Here is a 21112-nt window from a genome sequence, read left to right on the forward strand (position 1 = left end):
CAAAGTGCGAAGCCTGAAGAAAATAGCAAAAAGAATCATTATGAGGGAAAAAAGTGACTCACAATCTTTTGTGAAATGGCTTAGAAGGAGGGGCGTTAAGGTTGGAGAGGAAACGACTGTTTTTCGCCCCGACAGAAGCTTTATTGATACCACACGTCCGTGGATGGTGGAGATTGGAAATAATGTTCAGATTACAGAAGGTGTCACAATTCTGACGCATGGATACGATTGGGCGGTTTTAAAGTGCGTTTATGGAGACGTTCTAGGTTCGTCTGGAGGGGTGAAAATAGGAGACAACGTTTTCATTGGAATGAAAGCAACGATTCTCAAGGGCGTTACAATCGGAAATAATGTAATTATTGGGGCAAACAGTCTTGTAAATAAAGATATTCCAGATAATTGTATTGCGGCGGGGAATCCATGCAGGGTGATCATGTCATTAGAAGAATACTATGAAAAGCGAAAAGCAGTGCAATATGAAGAAGCGTCTCAGTTGGTAAGAAAGTACCGGGAAAGATATGGCAAGGATCCGGGAAAAGAAGCACTTCATGAGTTCTTTTTCCTATTTGAAGACAATGAAAAGGAGTTGTTCGATTCATATAGGTCAATGATGGAGTTGTGTAGCAATTCAGAATTATCTTATGCCAGACTAAAAGAGCATAAAAAGCTATTTGCGAGTTTTGACGAATTTCTGAATAGTGTGAAATGATATGTAGATTTCTGAATAATAATAGCGGCATAGAATTTCGGACAGAAGGAATTGAGAAAGTACAAGGTGTATAATGAAAAAAGTAAGCATTGTTATTCCGATATACAACGTAGAAAAATACATTAGAGAATGTTTGGATAGTGTTATCAATCAGACATACAAGGATCTTGAAATCATACTGGTGGATGACGGTTCGCCCGATCAGTGTCCCGAGATATGCGATGAATATGCTACAAATGATAGTCGAATCAGAGTAATTCACAAAAAAAACGGCGGATTATCTGATGCTAGAAATGCGGGCATCAAATCTGCAACCGGTGACTATCTGATGTTTGTGGACAGCGATGATTTTATTCAGGATGATATGGTTGAAGCGTTGCTTTCGGCCTGTGTGGAGTATAATGCGCAGGTTGCAGCTTGCGGAAGATACATTTATAGCGACCAAATGATTCAAAAAAAACATTGCGGGAAATGCATCTTGAAGTTTAGCTCGGAAAAGGCTTTGGTTGAATTATTCAAAGGCGATGTACTTGAGGAAGCAACTTGGGATAAGTTGTACGAAAGAAGTCTGTTTGATGGAATCTTCTTTCCTGTGGGCGAGGTCAACGAGGACTTGGTGACAATCCCTTATGTGATTGAACGTTGTAATCGGGTGGTTCATATTGGGGAACCCAAATACTATTATCGGTACAATCCTACAGGAATCAGCAAATCACAGTACACTGAAAAGAAATCCATGGTGATTTCCAATTTACGGAAGATACGGAATGACTTCGCGCATCGGTCAGAAGAATTGCTGGAGGCGATTGGTGTGTTGGAAGGACGGTACTCTTATATGCTACTCATGACCATTGGATCAGATCCAATCATTAGGGAGAATTATTATAATGACTACAATAAATATGAACAGATGTTCATAAGGAATTATAAGGAATTAATGAAAAGTGGAACTCTTACGCCTAAAGACATAGTTCAAGTTACACTTTTGCGGATGGGAGTATATTTTTCGGTACGGAAAGCGTATCGTACGTTAAAAGGTGTTTTCGGTGGGCACAAAGTGAAAGAAGAATAGGAGTAATATTTTTGAATAGGCATATGGTATTGAGTATTATTGTTCCAGTATATAATGTAGAAAAGTATATTGAAAAATGTTTGCAAAGCATTTTTTCTCAGTTGACGCAAGAAGTTGAGGTCATCATTGTAGATGATTGTACCTCAGATGCGTCTATCGAAATTGCAGAAAGGCTTTCAAACGGACTGGGAAATGTCCGGATTGTTCGCAGAGAGAAAAATGGTGGATTGTCTGCAGCCCGAAATTCAGGTTTGGAAAATGCAAGTGGCAAATACGTTTGGTTTGTAGATAGTGATGATTATATCTGCGATGGAGCGATTGCATTTTTGATAAAAAAAGCCGAAGAAAATATGGATTTGTACTGCTTTAATCATACCCGAGTGAAAGAAGATGGAAAATTTGTCTTAGAGAGCTGCTTGCAGAATGCAAGAATTGAGCTTTTTTCCAATGATAAATTGTATACGTTTGTATACAGATATCTCACAAATCGATATGGTTTTGAAGTGTGGAATAAACTATATCGGAGAGAATTGATTCAAGCAGAAAAACTGGAATTTCAACCGAACAAAAAGGTTTTTGCAGAGGATATCTGCTTTAATTTGATGTTTTTTTCTAAGTGTAACACAGTATCCACTCTTGAGGAAAAACTGTATGTGTATTTGCTCCGGGATTCTTCAATAATGGGAACCAAAAATGAACCTAAGATCAAAGAAATGGAAAACTTGGCAATGTGTGTGAAGATATATACGGAGGGGAGATATGATGAAATTATCTCGATTATATATTTTCAACTTTTGATGCTTGAACTCAATGCGCTTTCTTGGAATCAAATTGATGAGTATATGCGAAATGTAGTGTCGGTTGAGCTGATGCGTGAAATGTGCCGTGGTTTTCTGAAAAAGAGGAAGTATGCTTATCGTGCAGACATTAGAAAAGCCTTTGTATCTGCTCTATTGATTTCAAGATATTGCCTTGCAAATGAAGCGGGTAAGAATACCGTTCTGCTTAAAAAGTGCATTGATCTCATTATGGGAAGAGAAACACAAAAATAGTAGAATGGAGAGAACTATATGCACTTCAGAAATAAATTAAAAAGGGATATTGAAATAATTGGAATCATTGGTGCATTATTTTCATTGAAAGATAAAATAATCATGTTTAATACACCAGTTCATGGGAATTTAGGTGATCATGCAATTGCAGTTGGAGAGCGAAAATTTATAAAGGATTATTTTAGTACATATAAGTTTATTGAAATTCCAGAGGATCAATGTTTACCTAATAGATTGAAATTATTGCGGAAATATATCAGAAGTCGGGATTTGATTATGCTTCAGGGCGGTGGATTCATGGGCAGCTTATGGCCGAGACATGAGGTTGTTATGAAACAGGTACTGGAGCTCTTTGAAGAGAATACAAAAGTTATTATGCCGCAGACCTGTTTCTTTGAGGATGGCGTTATTCCACAGGAGTACGCTCAATATTATAGAAAACAAAAACATTTGCTTATTTGTGCAAGAGAAGAGACTTCCTATAACCTGTTTTGCCAGTTTATAGGAGATAATTCAAGCTGTATTTGTGTTCCAGATATAGTGCTTATCAATAAGATTCGATCAAATGAAAATAGAAGTGGTATTGGAATATGCCTTAGAGAGGACAAAGAAAAACAGCGCCCCAATTTTGTTGATGACCAGATTGGTTTGTTTGCAAAGGAGAGAGAAATAACTCTAGAGAGATTGACAACAGTATTGTCAAAATCAGTATCTCCCAAGCAAAGGAATCGGGAATTGAAGAAAATATTGGATGCTATTTCCAGTAAAAAGTTATTAATAACAGACAGATTGCATGGCATGATATTTGCAGCGATTACTGGAACACCATGCATTGCATTAGATAACTTAAGCCATAAGGTTTCAGGTGTGTACGCGTGGATAAAAACATCATTGCCTTATATTACTTGCATTGATAGCAAAGTATTTTCAATGCAATTGTTAAATGAGTATTATGCCAAAGAAAGTAACATATACGATGATAAAACTATTAATCGAAAGTTTGACGAATTGGCAAAAAGAATTGATAGAATGCTGGAGAGGTGAATGTGATGGACAGAAATGCCAGATTTTTTGAATGTTTGCTGCCGACTACACAATGTAATCTTAAATGTGAATACTGCTATATCATTCAAGAAAACCGGCGAGGAATGAGGCAGATAGGACTTGATTATAGTGTGGAACATATATTAAAAGCACTTTCTGTTGAGAGAGTTGGCGGTGTATGCTATTTTAGCTTGTGTGGAACTGGTGAAACCTTTCTGCAGAAAGAACTTGTTCCGTTGATACATGGACTTCTCGAAGAAGGACATTATGTAAATATAACGACAAATGGCACAGTTACCAATCGCATTGAGGAACTGCTTGATTTTAATTGTGCATTATTGAAGCATCTGCACATATCGTTTTCTCTCCATTATTTGGAACTAAAGCGAATTGGAAAATTGGATGCTTTTTTTGAGAACGTTAGAAAAGTTCGGGTGTCAGGAGCATCAGTTTTAGTACAAATAAATCTTTACGATGGATATATGCCATATTTTGAGGAGATTAGAAATCGTTGTTTAAAGGAAATTGGTGCACTTCCACAAGTTGCTGCGACAAGACGAGAAATGGATGGCGATGTTTTTGACAATATTCAATTGCATACTGACTTGACGGAGCAAGAGTATTTTGAGGTGGGAGAACAATTCGATTCACCTCTTTTTCGCTTTACAATGCATAATTTCAATGTAACACGAAAAGAATTTTGCTATGCTGGAGATTGGTCCTTTAATTTGGATCTAAAGACAGGTAACCTGAAGGCATGTTACCACAGCGGAATTTCTCAGAATATTTTTAATGATTTATCAAAACCGATTAGATATCAAGCGGTTGGAAACAACTGTAAAAGCCGATATTGTATTAATTCTAGTCACTTCATCTCAATGGGAGTAATCCCGGAATATAAATGTATGACCTATGCACAACTGCGGAATAGACAAGAAGTGCATTGGTATACTGAAGAAATGAGAAACTTTTTGAATCAAAAATTGTACGAAAATCACGACCAGTATAGTTTGGCAAAAAAATGTTACATCAATTTAAAAATGAAAATACGTGATATTGCGCGGACACTACGAGGTATGGTAAGATGAGTGATTCGAGAAAAAAAAAGTCATTAATCAACATAATGAGCAGCGTAGGATATCAGGTTTTTACAATCATTATGAACTTTGTGTCGAGAACAGTTTTTATTAATGTACTTGGCACAGGAGTTCTCGGTCTGAGTAGTTTGTTTACAAATATTCTATCCATTTTATCGCTCGCTGAACTTGGAGTCGGCAGTGCGATGATGTATAGCCTATATCGTCCGTTAGCAGAAAAAGATGAAAAAAAGCTTGCCGCACTGGTGCAGTACTTTCGCAAGGTGTATTTTTCGATTGCGGGAGTTATTCTTGTAATTGGTTTGGGGTTAATCCCCTTCCTATCAGATATTATTCATCTTGAAAAACCGATTGACCACATAACGATATACTATCTTTTATATTTGATAGACACAGTGGTTTCTTATCTATGCATGTACAAGACCGCGATTCTGAATGCGGATCAAAAGGCATATAAGTTGAATATTTATAGAGGTGTGTTTGATACAGTACGAATTATCTTGCAAATCATCTTAATGCTTTTATTTCAGAACTTTGCGTTATATATTCTTATTCAAATTACGGTATCTGTATTTAATAATATTTATAGTGCGCATGCTGCAAACAAGCAGTATCCGTATATTACGAAAAATGTATCAGAAATATCTGATACAGAAAAAAAGAGCCTATGGGCAAATGTCATGTCGATTTTTTCTTATAAACTAGGAGGTGTAATTCTTAATAATACGGATCAGTTGTTAATATCTATGTTAGTTAGTACTGAGGTCGTTGGTTTATACTCGAATTATTATTTGCCTGTAAAATCTGTCTCAGCAATAACAAGTTCTATTTTTTTAGGTATTTTAGCAAGTGTTGGAAACCTTGCAGTTGAGGGGAATGTAAAAAAACAATATCAGATATTTAAAGTTTTGGATTTTGTTAGCTTTTGGATTTATGGGTTTTGTTCAATTTGTTTTTCTGTTTTGTTACAGGATTTTATTAGTCTGTGGCTTGGGAAAGAATATCTGCTTTCGCAAAACATGGTATATATTATGGCTCTGAATTTTTATTGTTTAGGTATACTCTATCCGACTGCGTGCTACCGTGAAACTGCGGGTCTATTCAAACATACAAAGAATATTCTATTTTATACAGCAACAATCAATATTATTTTGTCAGTGGTGTTGGGTAAGATATTTGGAATAGAAGGAATACTGTTTGCAACAATTTTGGCAAGAGTACTGACAAATATGTGGTTTGAACCCTACAAACTTTTTAAAGTGTTTTTCGATAAAAAAGTGTTGAGATACTATTTGAAAAAAATTATCGAATTAGTTATGCTTATATTTTGTGTTGCATTAATAAATTGGATTTCCCAAATAAATGGTGGATACCCGGTGTGGATACGGTTTATCTTCAAATGTGCATTGTGTTGTGTAATCCCTAATGCATTGATAATATGTGTTAGTTATCGTACAGATGAATTTAAGTATGTTATGGATTCTATTAACGGCTTTTTTCATATCAAGAGGAAGAAGGAATAAATTGCTGTTGTTGTGAACTGCTCAGGTTTCACGCAATTAACTGCAGTGTCATCCTCATAAAAAGCATTTGTATAAGAGCGCATATAATACTATCATCTATACAGTAAATAACACTACAAATCCCAAATAGCCAATACCGTATTTTTTCATGTCAACGTACACGGTAGATCAATCATCAGATCACGGGTCTTTTTTCTGCTTGAGATTGCATTGTTATATCCATATGGGCAATTCCTCCTTTGAATATTATTTCATCTACCAAGAAACAGCTTTTTGGTGATTTTGCTTTGCCTCAATAACTCTGCAAATACGCAGCATATTACTGTTACAAGAATTGTTTCAATCAGCAGCATCACCCAATTAAACTGAAATTCCCATGTTATAAATTTTAACACATATAAATTAATATATGTGTTTGTAATATATATCCCAAGTGACCGCGCACCAAAATAAGCTAGCCACTTGCAATCCGTCAATTTTCTGATCAGAGTCACCGTACCTATCGGTATTAATGCGCCAACATATCCAATCGCCCACCTATATACATCTATTCCTATCTGCCTCATGGGAGCATTTCCAAAGTCAATCATCACGCCTGTGCTATAAATAAACGCATCTCTATTAAAGAAACAGAGCAGTCCAGCAAAGCTTGCCACCCAAAAAAGTCCCCCTGTTATCATTGCACGCCGCTTTCTTCTCACAGTCGTCCACATGTTATAGAGTATGCCTTCATTTACAGATATTTGTTTGTTCCAATAAAAACCAACCACATAATAAGGATATAAGAACTTAAAGTACACGAGGTTAAAGCGATCCGGAATAACAAAAAAAGTCAAAATGGTAAGCAAATGGATCCACCATTTCCCTTTGCTTATCGAATACAACAAGCAAAAGACACAGCTACACATTATCAGTGCCCAGAGGAACCACAACGTCCCCAAAAAGGTCCAAACATACTCTTTGAGCAAATTCAATGTCCCCCCGCTTAAACTGCCGCTGATCCCTTTCAAAACATACAAGATTACACTCCAGGTCACAATGGGTATGCTTTGTGACCTTATCTGATGAACCATATGCTTCCTTGTCCCATGCTTTTCTATACTTTTATAGCCCAAAAAACCGCTAACAAGCATAAATAGAGGCATATGAAAACTGTAAATAATTTTGAACAGCATACTATCATAAAATGCCTCACCAGATAAGAAGTCATTTCCAGATCCAAACTGAATACAGTGCCCCAATACCACCAATACAATGGCAATACCCTTGATTACGTCTATAGCATTGTTCCTCTCACTTTTATTCATACATCCCCCTATGTTTCCATCAATCAGATATTGTTCTTATGTATTTCACTGGATTTCCTGCCCAAATCTCTCCCGCCGGAACATCCTTTGCGACAACGGATCCAGCACCAATCACAGCGTTCTTTCCGATTGTTACCCCTTTCAGAATGATCGAATGGGCACCGACAAAGCAGCCATCCTCCAATACAATTTTCTCCGAACCCGATCGACTATTATCCATCGTATCCCCATAACGGCTGTCTATTGGATGAAAGTCTGTATCATATATTTTACAACCACTTCCAATCAAAACATTATCGCCAATCCAAATGCTTTTTGAACAGGTTATTGCACAATAAGAAATCCCCACATTATTTCCAATAATCAATACCCCCCCCCCGAATTTGAAGGAAGGTTAGCATATTTCCCCCAATCGGATTTGCCCAATATGCAGAATTAATCGTCAGGTTATTTCCAAAGCGAACCACTCCGCGATTATCAATATACATTTTTCTGTGTACACAACAATTTTGGCCAAATGAAATTCCATTCGCTTTCAAAATTATACTTCTATTCAAATGCACCCATATTTGTTTACGAATTCGGTTGAGTCTCGTCTTAATTGGTATTCATATCGGTTTCATTCGTCTTATCATCCCCATAAACAAACAAGCCAACCGACCCTTTTGAGTTGATGATCTTTGCTGGTACTCCAGCAACCGTAACATGAGCGGGGACATCCTTATTTACCACTGCATTTGCACCGATTGCTACATCGTCACCAATCTTGATTTTTCCAAACACCTTGCATCCCGGACCCAAATATACATTGTTGCCGAATACAGGAGCATTCGTATTATCAAGGTTCCCTTTTTCATCCAGACCCGCGCTAGTCCCTACATTAACCCCTGCATGTACTCTTGCATTTGATCCAAACCTAGCATATCGGTTAATCACAACTGTGCCAACATGGCAAAGCGCCAAGCCAGGCCCAAACACATTAATCGGAACAGTAAATCCCAATTTTATTCCTAATCTCTCATATCTAATTTGAGTAATTTTCCGAATAATCGGATTCAAATTGCAGTTCGAGTAATACTCCAACTTTCTCAATAAGTATTGATATTTCCATATTTGTGGAACGAAAAAAGCATGTATTTCTTGTTTAAACCCTAATTGTTTTAAACCTATTGCCTTCCGATCACAGTTTACATAGTACTTGAAGTCATCTTTTGATCCAATCATTTATGTATCTCCCCACGTATTCGTTTCTTCCAACCATATATGCAAATCTTTACTGTCAAATTTCCGTGTTCCATTCATCATCATATACCTAGGAACTTTACCAAAAAACGAAGCTAAACCGCTAAAAGACGAAGGGGGACCAACCAGATAATCGCACCGCTCCATCAAATGAAAATCTTCATATGCTGTTCCATGTGATACATATATATCATAAGCGGAATCTATAAATTCACTAGTTTCTACAGGCTCATTAGAAAACATAACAAAAATGCATCGCTCTTTCATAGACAGAGCTATATCTAACATATATTGCTTGTATATATCGTTAGTATAGTAGAATTCTCCATTTCGCCATTCTTTATAGTCGCCCTTGCGCAAATGGATGCCTATAAGCAAACAATCTTCTTTTCCCTTTTTAATCCCGCATAACAATCCCTGTATTTTTTGTTTCATCTCCGAAGTCGGTGCGAAATAAGTTCGTATCATATCTCCAGTTGCCCTTAGCGCTTCCAAATCATAAAAAGGCCATCCATATAAAAACACTCGATGTTTAATAAGCATATCTTGACTCAAAGCCTTTTTTATACTTTCTTGATGATTTGTACCAACCATAATTACTTTTTTGCTTTCAACATTTAGTTTAAGCATCAGTTTGCGCCAGATACGTGCAAATAGCAATCGTCTTTTCGGTTCTTCAGTTCTGACTTTCAAAATCTTATCAAGTTCTGGCTCCGAATAGCAAAAGCTATCATATCTTTTCATTGCATAGTATTCAACAATGTACCCCCTGTAGCAGGCGCTCGCCAATACATTTGCTTGAAACAGAATTTTATTACACATCTGACCATTTCCATCACTCAAAACCGTCAGCATTTATTTCCTCCTAATTTTTCTCGTATCTACGAATTTTTTCAAAATATCCAAAAGATAATACAAACTATCCACTTTAAATACTATCGAAAGTAAAATATAGATAGCAACACCTACACAAATCTGAATTACTATTGTAAGTATAGGCGCAAGTGCAAGTCGAGCAATTTGCACAACGCCTATGGCCATCACTACTGAATTTACCAACGAAGGCAATAAATCAATTATTTGATCTTTAATCGAATATCCAATAAGCTTTTTATTGGGTCCCATGTTAATCAGCATTGACACAATTGCAACAACCGCAGCTGAAACTGCAATCGCCTTAACTCCAAATCCCATCGAAAGTATAATAAATATTACACCTATAATCTTCTTCACAATTTCAAGTTTAAGACAAATATCACTTCTCCCCATCGCTTTGATTATTTGCCAATTGGCCGTTTGGACAGGTACGGTTCCAAATGTAACGCACGCAATCTGCAAATATACCGCAGCTTCCATCCAGTTCTCGCCAAGTAAAATATATACTAATGTATCAGCAACAGCAAACAACCCCGCCATGATTGGAAAAATAACAAAAGATGTCGTTTTCATAGCTCTACGTCCGACTGCCCGCATCTTACTTGGATTATCACTAGAATTAGCCAAAGCTGGAAAAACGACCTTATTTATCGATGTGTCAACATTAGTAATAACTAACGTTGCAAAATTATTTCCTTTATTATAATATGCAAGGTCAGCAGTGGTGTACATTCTTCCAATTATTAGGCTTCTTAATTGAGTGTATAACTCTTGTATTAGACTTGCAGACATCAATTTCCAGCCGTAACTCCCAAGCGCCTTCGCCGATTCTATAGAAAACAACAACTTTGGATGCCAGGGAACAATAAACAGTAGCACAATGATTCCCACTATTGTATTGAGCAAATATTGAGCAACAAGCGCCCATACGCCCAATCCTGCATATGCCATTATGATACCTACAGTACCAGAAAGTAATGTTCCAGAAAATGTAGAAAAAAAGAATTTCTTAAACATCATCCGTTTTGAAATATACGCATTTTGTATTGTACTAATTGAAGAAAGTGGAATCTTTAATGCAATTACCCTAAGTACCGTTTTTACGTGTTCATTCTTATAAAACATCGCAATATATGGTGCAGAAAAAAATAATATGAGGTATATTGCCAACGCAAGAACGATACTACAATAAAACATTGTAGAAAAATCCAAGTCATCTGCGTCTTTCTTCTGTATCAATGCTTCTCCCAATCCATTTGTCACAAATACATTTGCAATATTAATAAAAACCGTAACCAAAGTAACGACACCATAAGCATCCGGCACCAACATACGTGCCAAAACAATAGAAACGACAAAAGAAACAATCTGTGACAGAAATCGTTCACCAAATGCCCATATCATGCCTGATGCCACTTTAGTTTTCAGTTCTTTATCATTCATTCAATTACTCCTTATCTATGAACAACTCGATTTCTCATATTCGTAAGAATGTTCATTAAATCAAAAACTATCACTGTCAACATGTACATTTTACGTTTCAAAAAAAACATCTGTACTTTTTGCTTACCACTAAAGACCTTAATATCTATGTTTTCTATACTTCTTCGCACATCTGATGCCGAGAAGATCTGCGCTAACTCATCCGCACGCCGCTGAACAGACAAACCTCTCTTTTTGTTCAGGAAGAACAACTGCATCTCTGTCAAAATAAAGCGTATCTTTAATATATCAAGTGCTCGTAGATAAGTCTTGTCTTCCTGATGGTAACAAAGAATAAATTTAGCAATGTGATTTTCCGCATTATTCAGTATGTCAACAATGTTCTCATTATATTTATTGCAAATTGATTCTTCATTTCGAACATATTTATATCCACTGTAATCAAAAAATGCTATCTTGTTGGTTGCATCTAAACAATAGAGCATAAATAACCGATCCTGCGACCGTTTAACTCCTAATGTAAAACGTAATTCTTTCTTATCAAGAAACTCTCTGCGAAACACCTTGCACCAAGGGCTTCCATATACGAAACCGTTAACGGTATCAGTGTGGCTAATGATTCTCACCTGCATATCATTAATATAATTCTTGTCTTTTTCTTCTATGAAAAAAGCATCAGTCTTTCCACTACCAGTCGGCTTAAAAAACAAAATATCGACATTCGCTTTTATCGCAGCTCCATGTATCTTCTCGCAGGCATCCGGTAATAATATATCATCTGCATCAACAAAAATAACATAGTCAGCAGTAGCACATTCAATTCCTACGTTTCTTGCATTAGAAACTCCAGCATTCTTAGTATGAATTACTTTCATGGAGCTACTCTTTTGAGCATACTCATCGCAAATGATTTCACTACCATTCGTTGATCCATCATCAACAATAATTGCTTCAATATCTCTCATTGTTTGATTTATAATACTGTCCAAACATCCTCTAAGCAACGTCTCTGGAATGTTATATACAGGTACTACAATTGAAATATTAGGCATCATTACCTTCCTTCCTAAACTTCATTATCGAGAAGCATATTTTTCTTATATCGAAGCCACATCGGAATCACTATCAACATTGGATAAAATGCGCTTGATTGTGACAAAGTCACATTGAAATACATAAATATATAGGCTATAACTGCCCATTTAGGCAACCCACTTTTCTTAAAGGGAGCAAACACCCAAAGCAATGTAATCGCTAATGGAATGACGCCAAGAGAAGCCCCAAATGATAACAGTGCACCTGCAACATAGTCGGTACTTACTGATGTAAGAAGAGTACTTAATGCAGTAGTTCCCATGCCAAATGGGTGTTGGAACATTGCCTGTAGACAAACAAAAATAGTCCCTATTCTTGCGGCTCCTGAGCTGGATGCACTTAATGAAAAATCCATATTGTCGGAAAATAGTTTTTTCAACACAACTTTTGATAATATACTATCCTCAATTCGAATATTATAATCAGCAATTAGCAGTGCAATACCTATTAACAAAAGAATTATCATCCTATATCGCTGTTTCTCCGTCTCTTTCTGATTGGTAAGCACTGAACAGATTATAATTACAAGTATACCTAACAATCCCGATGTTGATTGACACGATATCAAAGTTATAATAGTAAGAATAACATATTTCCTAACTTTTTTATCAGATAATTCAAGATGCTTTCGAAGAAAAAGTAAGATAAATAGAACTGTATTCAGCACAATTTGGTATACTCCAGGTTCTGTATAGAAACCTATATTTCTATTGGGTAATCCCATTCGATCAATCCAAGAAAACAAAAATACACCATACCCCGTATAATATCTTGTTGCATAATCAACGGCTGATGTCCAAGTGGATACCCCCCAACCTGTTTTGAAACTCAAAAAGAAATTACGAAATAAACTAGGGGCAACTATACCAATCATATAGCCCATCAAGCTGGCAACAGCTAAAAACATACATACTTTAACCAGCCTAGTTAAAAACATGCGTTGATCTTCCTTGATGGCAAAAATTATTGCCAATATTGGTATCGCATAATCAGCAAATGTTTCCAATCCTATTCCGCCTTGCGTTAATCTGATAAAAATAACTGCCAGAAACAAAGCAATAAGAAATACTATGTTTATATCAGTCACTCTTATTGCCTCTCGCGAGAATTTGAATATAAATAAAATAAACAACAAAAATAGTATTGTGAGTCTTTCTCGATACAGAATATGCCAATATAAATTTGATTGATTAAAGATAAGTGCTATGTAAATAAATACATATTGCCACAATGCACTTTTTCTAATACTTAGCACCATATTATTTGCCTCGCTTACATAATACTTTCTTCCTTACAGCATTAATCACAATGCTGAAATACGGTTGTAAGAACAATACTGGAGCTGCCCATCCATAATATTTTCTTGCATATCGCCAACTAGATTTTGGTGGGAAACCATTCGGCTTGTGCAAAAGCGTTATTCGTTTTTGTATTGATAACTCTTTATCACGCCATGTGTTTTTGTTAAAATTTCGATCACATCGACCGATGTATTTTCCTGCAACGCGCATTTCAAACCCCGCTGCAACAACCCTATTAGAATAATCAAAATCAGCAAAAGAATGTTCATACTTTCGATCAATTTGACCCACTGTGTAATATATCTCTTTAGGTATAAGAATACAATTCCAGTTAGCTAAATTACACATATCACTTTTTGTGTCTGGCGGAACAGGTGTTATCGTCTTTCCTATCGCTTTACCATTCCACCAATGCCCACCATACGAAAAAGAACCATCATCTTTGCTCTGCGTCGCCCCTACGATGACAGTTGGTTTTTCACAAGAATTCATTTTTTCAAACATAATCGGTATAACATTTTCATAAAACTCTACATCATCATTTACCATCAAGAAAAAATCTGTGGTTCTCTTCTCTGCAACATCTAACGCAGCTGCCATGCCCTTTGCCCAAAAAAGGTTCCCATCTCCAACGATGATTTCGATGTTGTTACCCAATGCACGTAACATATCAATCGTTCCATCGTTTGACGCATCATCACAAACAAAGAACTTTGTTTCTAACTTTTCATGATACGAATTCAAAGATTGCTGCAACGATAATATACAGTTCCTTGTTTTTTCAATTCTATTGTAGCATGTAAAAACTATTGATAATTTCATGCGTCTACCTCTTTTCATTCAGTAGCTTGATTAATAAGGATAATGACTTTCCCTCATTTTTGTAAAAAAATTTTAGTTTCTGAATGTCCTTATCGTTGTCATGTTTAGTCGACGCCCCTGCTTCATGCACTACTGATATAGACGGATCAAAGCATATAGTATGCCCATGTTTTGTCGAATATGCAGCAACCAAATACTCTTCGCAATACATAAAAGTCCCTGGAACAAATGCAAAATCTTCACGTTTAATCCAATTCTTGTTATAAATAACGCATGCTCCATGTGGCACAATATGATTTTCTATTTGAGTACTTGGAATCTTTTTTTGTTCATCTCTATTATTGTGGGTCTTCTGCAACAGTATGGCGAAATACTTTGATAAACCTGGAATGCAAAGTAGCATATATAACAAGCTTACTTTCATTCTCCACTTCTTTACACTTCTTGTTTTAGGGTATTTATCATCCAATGGATTCTGATAAAAACCTTTCATGGCATATATATTGGGAGCTATAATTGAAACGGTATTGTTTATTTCTAAGCTTTTCTTTACTTTATAAACAAATTCTGTATCTTCTATGTATACATCACTGTTCATCACAACAATTACATCATTACAAAATTTTTGTTTGGCATAGCAATAGCCAACATTGTTGCCGCTTGCAAACCCGAGATTATTTTCTAAGATAATGACATCAATATTTTTATATTTTCCATAAGTCATTTGAAGTATATCTCCTGATTTATTTGGAGATGCATTATCCACAATAACAACATGACAGTACTCAAATTCTTTTAATTCTTTCAAATACCCTACACACTTATTTGTCACATCAATGTTCTGATAGTGTAATATTACAAATGTAATCACATTAAACTCCTTCGAAATAAATATATCTATATTAATACTACCTCAAATAACCCCAAGCCACTTCTGATCTTTATCACTTAGATTCAGCTTCGTCCCATCTTCTAAGCAATACCCTTCAGCACTAGTTGAACTTCTATATTCTCCAATCAACTGTAGCCACTCAATACCAATTGTAGGATCATTCCAAGCAAGACAGCCCTCATCATTGGCATGGTAAAAATCATCGCACTTATAGCAGAACTCCGCTGTGCCCGTCAGCACCAAGAATCCATGTGCAAATCCTCTCGGAATCAAGAACTGATTCTTGTTTTCCTCTGTCAGTTCTACACCGTACCACTTGCCGTGTCCACCGCAACATCAAACACACTGCTCTTAATTGCTCTAACAAGCTTGGTCTGAGGGAGATTCTTCTGAAAATGCAGCCTTCTCAGCACGCCCTTAGTGCTCATAGAGTGGTTGTCCTGAACAAAGTCTACATTAATGCCAATTTCTCCCATATTTCGCTGGCTATATGTCTCCATGAAATATCCACGGCTGTCACCGTGTACTGCAGGAGTGATGACACAAAGTCCCTCAATTCCACCTACACTCTTTTCTATTGTAATCTGCCCCATTAGTACTCAATCTCCTTCAGGTATCTTACCAACGCATCCTGCCAAGTGGGCAGAGGTTCAAAACCATTATCAATCAGCTTACGCTTATCCAGTCTGCTATTAAACGGACGAGGAGCCTTACTCAAGCCTCGTGCCACTGCCGCCTGCAAGAATAATGCCTTTCATTGTGCTCTCCCTATCGACTATAAGCTTTCAATAAATCCAATTACCAATTTGTTCATGTATGAATTGTTGGAAACAAATGGCTCTGGTTTGAATTCGTTAATATGCTGTAAAACATTTTTTAATTCGTCTTCCGAAGTTGCTTGAAGGACATACCCGCGTTTAGAAAATACATCTGCAAGTTCCAGTTGATGATCATCTAAATGTTCTTTATATTTTTCTCTTCTCGGAAAGACAATTACTTTTTTCCCGAGTTTAAGTGGCGGAACTACACTTCCCGTTCCAGCATGTGTTATTACTAAATCTGTAGCTTTCAAATAATCCTGAAAATCTTCTCTAGAAACCAAATCAAAGCATTTGAAATTTCTGGCGCAATATTTTGATGATCCGACTTGAGCAATCACTTCATCGCAAATTACTCCTTTATCGCATAAATCGTCTACTGCACTCAGCAAACGATCAAATGGGTACTCGGATGCACCTACGCAAACTAAAATCAATATATCCACCCCCCATAAACTGCCTTGGGACAATATTGTAACAGTTCTTCCCACTGAACGATAAATAGGTCAGCATACTTATATAACAATTTAGCAGTTTCATTTAAATCTGTCATACGTGCAAAACTTTCTATGTAAACGAGTTTTTTCCTAAACAAATGCGCATATATACATGTTGGAATTACCACACCCGCCCCTGTCGTAATCACTATATCCGGGCGTTCTTTGATAAATATAGCAAGTTGTTGTATAGCCGTATAGATAAAGCGAAATACAAACTGTACCCTATTCTTTCGATAAAAATCACCGACTAAATACTTGTATTCAGAAAATTTTTCTGTGCTGCTGTTTTTAGGTAAAACATAATAATGTGTATACTTCTCAGCAACCTCTTTTAATTGTTTAATTTGCTCAAGATGTCCACCGGATGATGATATAAAGCACACTTTCTTTTTCCTTGGCATTTTATCACTCCTATTATAATTCATTATAAAAATTAATATACTTTTCCTTCATCGTTTCTGTATTATATATATTTAGCACATCCTGATAAGCTCTCTCCGGCAATTCAATCGGAAATTCTTTCATCGCAGACACAATCTTTTCTGCGTACTCTTCAGCAGTATTACAAACATAACCATTCACGCCATCTTGGATGACACTTCTGTTTCCCATAACATCGCTGACCAAAACTAGCTTCTTTATATACATATTTTCAATCAAGCTCATGGCAATAGCTTCACCGAGTGAACAAAGAATAAAGGCATCAGCCCCCTTTGCCATCGCAAGAGCTTCCTTTCTCGGTTTCCATCCTGTCACCTCCATATTCGGTGCAGTAAGTAAACCCTCCAATTCTCCATTGCCAATCCATACAAACCTTGCTTCTGGAACTAATTCTGCAATGCGATTAAACAACTGCGGCTGTTTTTGAACACAGGCACGACCTAAAGTGAAAACTGTAAACTTTTTATTTTTAATCGGCTCAATTCCATCCAAGGAAGCTGCGAGATCAGCTAAATTTACGCCTGTTTCTATGTAAGCTGTTCTTTTCGTCAGACCTCTCGCAACTTCATCCTCACTCTCACAGCATGTTAATGTAATGGCATTCGATATTTTTCCTAAAATAGTCTCCATAACGCCATACATTTTACACTTCGTCCCACCCCTCATAAGAATGTGAGCATATCCATGAGGAGTATATATTACAGTATTATTTTTTCCCTGATAAGCAAGTCTACCTAGCCCGCCTGCAACAGAAGAATGCAAATGAATCACATCGGGTTTCACCTTGTCCTCTATAAAACGCAGTTCATTAATGACTTTTAAATCATTATATATACTTGTGATTCCCTTTTTCCCGAAATGCTCTACTTCAATAAGATGAATTCTCTTGTCCAGAAAATCCTTGTAATTCTTTGGGGTTTGTGGGCGTACAGAATATGCAAGGTACACATCAAAGCATTCACACATATCGTTACAGAGCTGGCTGACATAAGTAAACACGCCTCCACCAAAGGCTTCGCAAATCATCAATATCTTTTTCATCTCATCGTACTCCCAAACTCAATCTCACATTTATCCAACACTACTGCGATAACCTGATCCATATCGTAATACTTGTACTCACCCAAACGGCCACCGAAAATTACATTCTCTTCTGCTTCTGTTAGAGTCTTGTACTCAGCGTAAAGTTTCTCATTTTTCTCGTCGTTTACAGGGTAATACGGTTCATCGCCAGGCTTCCACTCGGAGCTATACTCTTGGCTGATGACCGTTTTGGGCAAGTCATTTCCTTCTGCATCCTTACCAAATTCAAACCACTTGTGTTCGATGATGCGAGTCCAAGGAGTTTCTCTATCCGTGTAATTCACCGTAGCGTTACCCTGGAAGTTCGGAATATCAAGGAGCTCCGTTTCAAACCGCACAGAGCGATACTCCAACGTACCCAGTTTATAGCCGAAATAAGCATCGATAGGACCTGTGTATACGACCTTATCTGCCAAGGCATCTAACTGTGCTTTATGTTCCAGATAATCCGTGTTCAGCCGGACTTCTATCACATCCAGCAGATTCTCAATGAGTTTTGTGTAGCCACCCACCGGAATACCTTGATACAACGCATTAAAGTAGTTGTTGTCAAACGTAAGTCGCACTGGCAGACGTTTGATAATGAAAGAAGGCAGGTATTTGCAGTCCCGTCCCCATTGTTTCTCTGTGTATCCCTTGACCAGTTTTTCAAAAATATCACGACCAACCAAAGAAATAGCCTGCTCTTCCAAATTGTGAGGTACGCCTGTAATTTCCTTACGCTGCTCATTAATCTTCGCTTCTGCTCCCTGAGGGGTTACTACCCCCCACATTTTGTTGAATGTGTACATATTAAAAGGCATAGAGTACAACTCCCCCTTATAGTTTGCAACCGGACTGTTTGTAAAACGATTGAACTCTGCGAACTGAGTTATGTAATTCCAGACCTTTTTATTGTTTGTGTGGAAAATGTGAGCACCATACACATGGACATTGATACCTTCCACATTTTGGGTATAGATATTACCACCGATGTTAGGTCTTTTATCGATAACCAGCACAGTCTTGCCATGAGTTTTTGCTTCGTGGGCAAAAATCGATCCGTATAGACCTGCACCTACCACCAAATAATCGTATCTCATAAGTTTTATCTCCTATTTTTCAATCCTTACCGAACAAATCACGTGTATAAACTTTCTTACTCACATCATCCAAGCAAGCATCATATCTATTCGCAATAATCGCCTGACTAAACTCCTTGAATTTCTCCAGATCGTTTACGACCTTACTTCCGAAAAAAGTTTCCCCATTTTTCAAAGTCGGTTCGTAAATAATCACAACAGCGCCTTTAGCCTTGATTTTCTTCATAACACCTTGGATAGAACTCTGACGGAAATTATCGCTATTACTCTTCATAGTCAAGCGATACACACCAATCACGCAGGCGCATTCTTCCTCTGCCTTGAAATCCCCACGGTTATAGTAGTCGTAATAACCAGCTATCTTTAGCACACGGTCTGCAATAAAGTCTTTTCTCGTTCTATTACTTTCCACGATTGCTTCAATCATGTTCTGCGGCACATCTTGGTAATTTGCCAGTAGCTGCTTCGTGTCTTTCGGTAAGCAGTAACCGCCATAACCGAAAGACGGATTGTTGTAATGGTTACCGATACGTGGATCAAGGCACACGCCGTTGATGATCTGCTGGGTATTCAATCCCTTCATCTCGGCATAAGTATCCAGCTCGTTGAAGTAAGACACGCGCAATGCCAAATATGTATTGGCAAACAATTTTACCGCTTCTGCCTCTGTAAATCCCATAATGAGAGTGTCGATATCTTCTTTAATTGCGCCCTCTTGTAATAATCTTGCGAATGTATTCGCCGCCTTCACCAGACGGGCATTCTCCACATCCGTACCCACAATAATTCGGCTTGGATAGAGATTATCGTACAGAGCCTTGGATTCACGCAGGAATTCTGGGCTGAAAATGATATTGTCACAGTGGTATTTTTCACGCACGCTTGCAGTGAATCCAACAGGGATTGTGGACTTGATGATCATAATTGCATCCGGGTTGTACTGAATCACCAACTTGATGACCGTCTCAACCGCAGATGTATCAAAGTAATTCTTCTGGCTGTCATAATTTGTAGGTGTAGCGATTACTACAAAATCAGCATCAGAATAAGCCGCCTCTGCATCCAGTGTTGCAACCAGATTCAATTCCTTTTCTGTCAGATACTTTTCTATGTAATCATCCTGAATCGGAGATTTTTTATTGTTAATCAATTCGATTTTCTCTGGTACTATGTCCACAGCAACCACGTGGTTATGCTGTGCCAAAAGAACAGCAAGGCTCAAGCCCACGTAACCGGTACCGGCAACTGCAATCTTCAAATCATTCATTAGGATCTACCTCTCTTTGATTTAATTTTTAATCGTTTCAATCTTAGATGTGGATATTCACATTTGCCTATATATGTTCAAAACCGACAATGCCCAATAACTCTACGATTGTACGATTGTCGGTTCTGTTTCAGTTTTCAAAATTGTGTGGTTAACTGCTGTGTCTAGTAATGACTGACCGAGCGTGTGAATGTATAAAACATTTTCATTTCGCCTACACCTGTACAGACACCACAACTGCTATTTCTTAAAACATTTTCCTATCGTGTAGACCTGTCAAGATGTACATATATCTATTGCTTTTCACAAAGGTTCTTTGACCGCCGCACTCAATCATCACTTTACACACAAACCAGCTATCTCTCAGCGACTCCAACTGTGCATTTATTCCAACGAAACGCCTACATCATCTTAGGTCTACCTTTACGGTCGGAGAAACATTGTGG

Annotated in this window: 20 protein-coding genes and 2 pseudogenes; 6 read left to right on the forward strand and 16 right to left on the reverse strand. The window is 37.2% G+C overall.

What is annotated here, in order from left to right:
• Positions 1 to 4 precede the first annotated feature (4 nt).
• From DWX43_RS12175 to DWX43_RS12200, 6 genes are all read left to right on the forward strand, one after another.
• Entirely contained in the window at positions 5 to 709 is a 705-nt protein-coding gene (locus DWX43_RS12175; protein WP_243099302.1) for an acyltransferase, read from the forward strand.
• 73 nt (positions 710 to 782) lie between these two features.
• A complete protein-coding gene (locus DWX43_RS12180) occupies positions 783 to 1781 on the forward strand; it encodes a glycosyltransferase family 2 protein (RefSeq protein WP_118620445.1) in 999 nt (332 codons plus the stop codon).
• Between the two features lie 11 nt (positions 1782 to 1792).
• Positions 1793 to 2833 (forward strand): glycosyltransferase, encoded by a 1041-nt coding sequence (locus DWX43_RS12185; protein ID WP_207666090.1) that lies wholly within the window; start codon positions 1793 to 1795, stop codon positions 2831 to 2833.
• A gap of 18 nt (positions 2834 to 2851) precedes the next feature.
• Positions 2852 to 3877 carry a polysaccharide pyruvyl transferase family protein gene (locus DWX43_RS12190; RefSeq protein WP_118620447.1) on the forward strand — a complete coding sequence of 342 codons (1026 nt, stop codon included), beginning with the start codon at positions 2852 to 2854 and terminating at the stop codon, positions 3875 to 3877.
• A gap of 5 nt (positions 3878 to 3882) precedes the next feature.
• Complete coding sequence (locus tag DWX43_RS12195) at positions 3883 to 4965, forward strand: radical SAM protein (protein WP_182440680.1); 1083 nt, start codon at positions 3883 to 3885, stop codon at positions 4963 to 4965.
• The gene (locus DWX43_RS12200; protein WP_118620449.1) at positions 4962 to 6497 is read left to right on the forward strand and encodes an oligosaccharide flippase family protein; all 1536 of its coding nucleotides are present in this window, start codon (positions 4962 to 4964) and stop codon (positions 6495 to 6497) included. Before DWX43_RS12195 ends, DWX43_RS12200 begins: the two co-directional genes overlap by 4 nt.
• Positions 6498 to 6748: 251 nt before the next feature.
• On the opposite strand, the gene DWX43_RS12205 is transcribed toward DWX43_RS12200, so the two are convergent.
• The 16 genes and pseudogenes from DWX43_RS12205 to DWX43_RS12280 form a co-directional block, all read right to left on the reverse strand.
• Complete coding sequence (locus DWX43_RS12205) at positions 6749 to 7804, reverse strand: acyltransferase (protein WP_118620450.1); 1056 nt, start codon at positions 7802 to 7804, stop codon at positions 6749 to 6751.
• Between the two features lie 19 nt (positions 7805 to 7823).
• Positions 7824 to 8171: an acyltransferase gene (locus DWX43_RS12210; RefSeq protein ID WP_118620451.1), complete on the reverse strand. Its 348-nt coding sequence runs from the start codon at positions 8169 to 8171 to the stop codon at positions 7824 to 7826.
• 230 nt (positions 8172 to 8401) lie between these two features.
• Positions 8402 to 9028 (reverse strand): serine acetyltransferase, encoded by a 627-nt coding sequence (locus DWX43_RS12215; RefSeq protein WP_118620452.1) that lies wholly within the window; start codon positions 9026 to 9028, stop codon positions 8402 to 8404.
• Positions 9029 to 9901 carry an alpha-1,2-fucosyltransferase gene (locus tag DWX43_RS12220; RefSeq protein ID WP_118620453.1) on the reverse strand — a complete coding sequence of 291 codons (873 nt, stop codon included), beginning with the start codon at positions 9899 to 9901 and terminating at the stop codon, positions 9029 to 9031.
• Entirely contained in the window at positions 9902 to 11365 is a 1464-nt protein-coding gene (locus DWX43_RS12225; protein ID WP_118620454.1) for a lipopolysaccharide biosynthesis protein, read from the reverse strand. It lies immediately after the preceding gene.
• 11 nt (positions 11366 to 11376) lie between these two features.
• On the reverse strand, positions 11377 to 12420 hold the full coding sequence (locus tag DWX43_RS12230; protein WP_118620455.1) for a glycosyltransferase: 1044 nt from the start codon (positions 12418 to 12420) through the stop codon (positions 11377 to 11379).
• Between the two features lie 11 nt (positions 12421 to 12431).
• On the reverse strand, positions 12432 to 13547 hold the full coding sequence (locus tag DWX43_RS12235) for a hypothetical protein (RefSeq protein ID WP_147356303.1): 1116 nt from the start codon (positions 13545 to 13547) through the stop codon (positions 12432 to 12434).
• 172 nt (positions 13548 to 13719) lie between these two features.
• A complete protein-coding gene (locus DWX43_RS12240) occupies positions 13720 to 14583 on the reverse strand; it encodes a glycosyltransferase (protein WP_182440681.1) in 864 nt (287 codons plus the stop codon).
• A gap of 4 nt (positions 14584 to 14587) precedes the next feature.
• The gene (locus tag DWX43_RS12245; RefSeq protein ID WP_182440682.1) at positions 14588 to 15454 is read right to left on the reverse strand and encodes a glycosyltransferase; all 867 of its coding nucleotides are present in this window, start codon (positions 15452 to 15454) and stop codon (positions 14588 to 14590) included.
• Positions 15455 to 15496: 42 nt separating this feature from the next.
• A pseudogene (rfbC, locus tag DWX43_RS12250) lies at positions 15497 to 16068 on the reverse strand (dTDP-4-dehydrorhamnose 3,5-epimerase).
• Positions 16068 to 16196 (reverse strand): annotated as a pseudogene (locus tag DWX43_RS12255) (dTDP-4-dehydrorhamnose reductase); the annotation flags it as partial. The pseudogenes DWX43_RS12255 and rfbC, both read right to left, overlap by 1 nt.
• Before the next feature lie 54 nt (positions 16197 to 16250).
• A complete protein-coding gene (gene pssE / locus DWX43_RS12260) occupies positions 16251 to 16730 on the reverse strand; it encodes a PssE/Cps14G family polysaccharide biosynthesis glycosyltransferase (protein WP_182440683.1) in 480 nt (159 codons plus the stop codon).
• Positions 16727 to 17194 carry a PssD/Cps14F family polysaccharide biosynthesis glycosyltransferase gene (pssD, locus tag DWX43_RS12265; RefSeq protein ID WP_118620460.1) on the reverse strand — a complete coding sequence of 156 codons (468 nt, stop codon included), beginning with the start codon at positions 17192 to 17194 and terminating at the stop codon, positions 16727 to 16729. Before pssD ends, pssE begins: the two co-directional genes overlap by 4 nt.
• A 13-nt stretch (positions 17195 to 17207) precedes the next feature.
• Complete coding sequence (locus DWX43_RS12270; protein WP_118620461.1) at positions 17208 to 18275, reverse strand: glycosyltransferase; 1068 nt, start codon at positions 18273 to 18275, stop codon at positions 17208 to 17210.
• On the reverse strand, positions 18272 to 19399 hold the full coding sequence (glf, locus tag DWX43_RS12275) for a UDP-galactopyranose mutase (protein ID WP_118620462.1): 1128 nt from the start codon (positions 19397 to 19399) through the stop codon (positions 18272 to 18274). Before glf ends, DWX43_RS12270 begins: the two co-directional genes overlap by 4 nt.
• Positions 19400 to 19418: 19 nt before the next feature.
• Positions 19419 to 20657 (reverse strand): nucleotide sugar dehydrogenase, encoded by a 1239-nt coding sequence (locus DWX43_RS12280; RefSeq protein ID WP_118620526.1) that lies wholly within the window; start codon positions 20655 to 20657, stop codon positions 19419 to 19421.
• Between the last annotated feature and the right edge of the window lie 455 nt (positions 20658 to 21112).

Origin of the sequence: Clostridium sp. AF19-22AC, assembly GCF_003479085.1 — a bacterium.
GTDB lineage: Bacteria > Bacillota > Clostridia > Lachnospirales > Lachnospiraceae > Faecalicatena_A > Faecalicatena_A orotica.

Bases quoted from the DNA above. Each gene is read 5' to 3' on its own strand.
- DWX43_RS12180 (WP_118620445.1), top strand. From the start codon at position 783: ATGAAAAAAGTAAGCATTGTTATTCCGATATACAACGTAGAAAAATAC.
- DWX43_RS12190 (WP_118620447.1), top strand. From the start codon at position 2,852: ATGCACTTCAGAAATAAATTAAAAAGGGATATTGAAATAATTGGAATC.
- DWX43_RS12195 (WP_182440680.1), top strand. From the start codon at position 3,883: ATGGACAGAAATGCCAGATTTTTTGAATGTTTGCTGCCGACTACACAA.
- DWX43_RS12200 (WP_118620449.1), top strand. From the start codon at position 4,962: ATGAGTGATTCGAGAAAAAAAAAGTCATTAATCAACATAATGAGCAGC.
- DWX43_RS12205 (WP_118620450.1), bottom strand. From the start codon at position 7,804: ATGAATAAAAGTGAGAGGAACAATGCTATAGACGTAATCAAGGGTATT.
- DWX43_RS12215 (WP_118620452.1), bottom strand. From the start codon at position 9,028: ATGATTGGATCAAAAGATGACTTCAAGTACTATGTAAACTGTGATCGG.
- DWX43_RS12220 (WP_118620453.1), bottom strand. From the start codon at position 9,901: ATGCTGACGGTTTTGAGTGATGGAAATGGTCAGATGTGTAATAAAATT.
- DWX43_RS12225 (WP_118620454.1), bottom strand. From the start codon at position 11,365: ATGAATGATAAAGAACTGAAAACTAAAGTGGCATCAGGCATGATATGG.
- DWX43_RS12230 (WP_118620455.1), bottom strand. From the start codon at position 12,420: ATGATGCCTAATATTTCAATTGTAGTACCTGTATATAACATTCCAGAG.
- DWX43_RS12240 (WP_182440681.1), bottom strand. From the start codon at position 14,583: ATGAAATTATCAATAGTTTTTACATGCTACAATAGAATTGAAAAAACA.
- pssD (WP_118620460.1), bottom strand. From the start codon at position 17,194: ATGCCAAGGAAAAAGAAAGTGTGCTTTATATCATCATCCGGTGGACAT.
- DWX43_RS12270 (WP_118620461.1), bottom strand. From the start codon at position 18,275: ATGAAAAAGATATTGATGATTTGCGAAGCCTTTGGTGGAGGCGTGTTT.
- glf (WP_118620462.1), bottom strand. From the start codon at position 19,399: ATGAGATACGATTATTTGGTGGTAGGTGCAGGTCTATACGGATCGATT.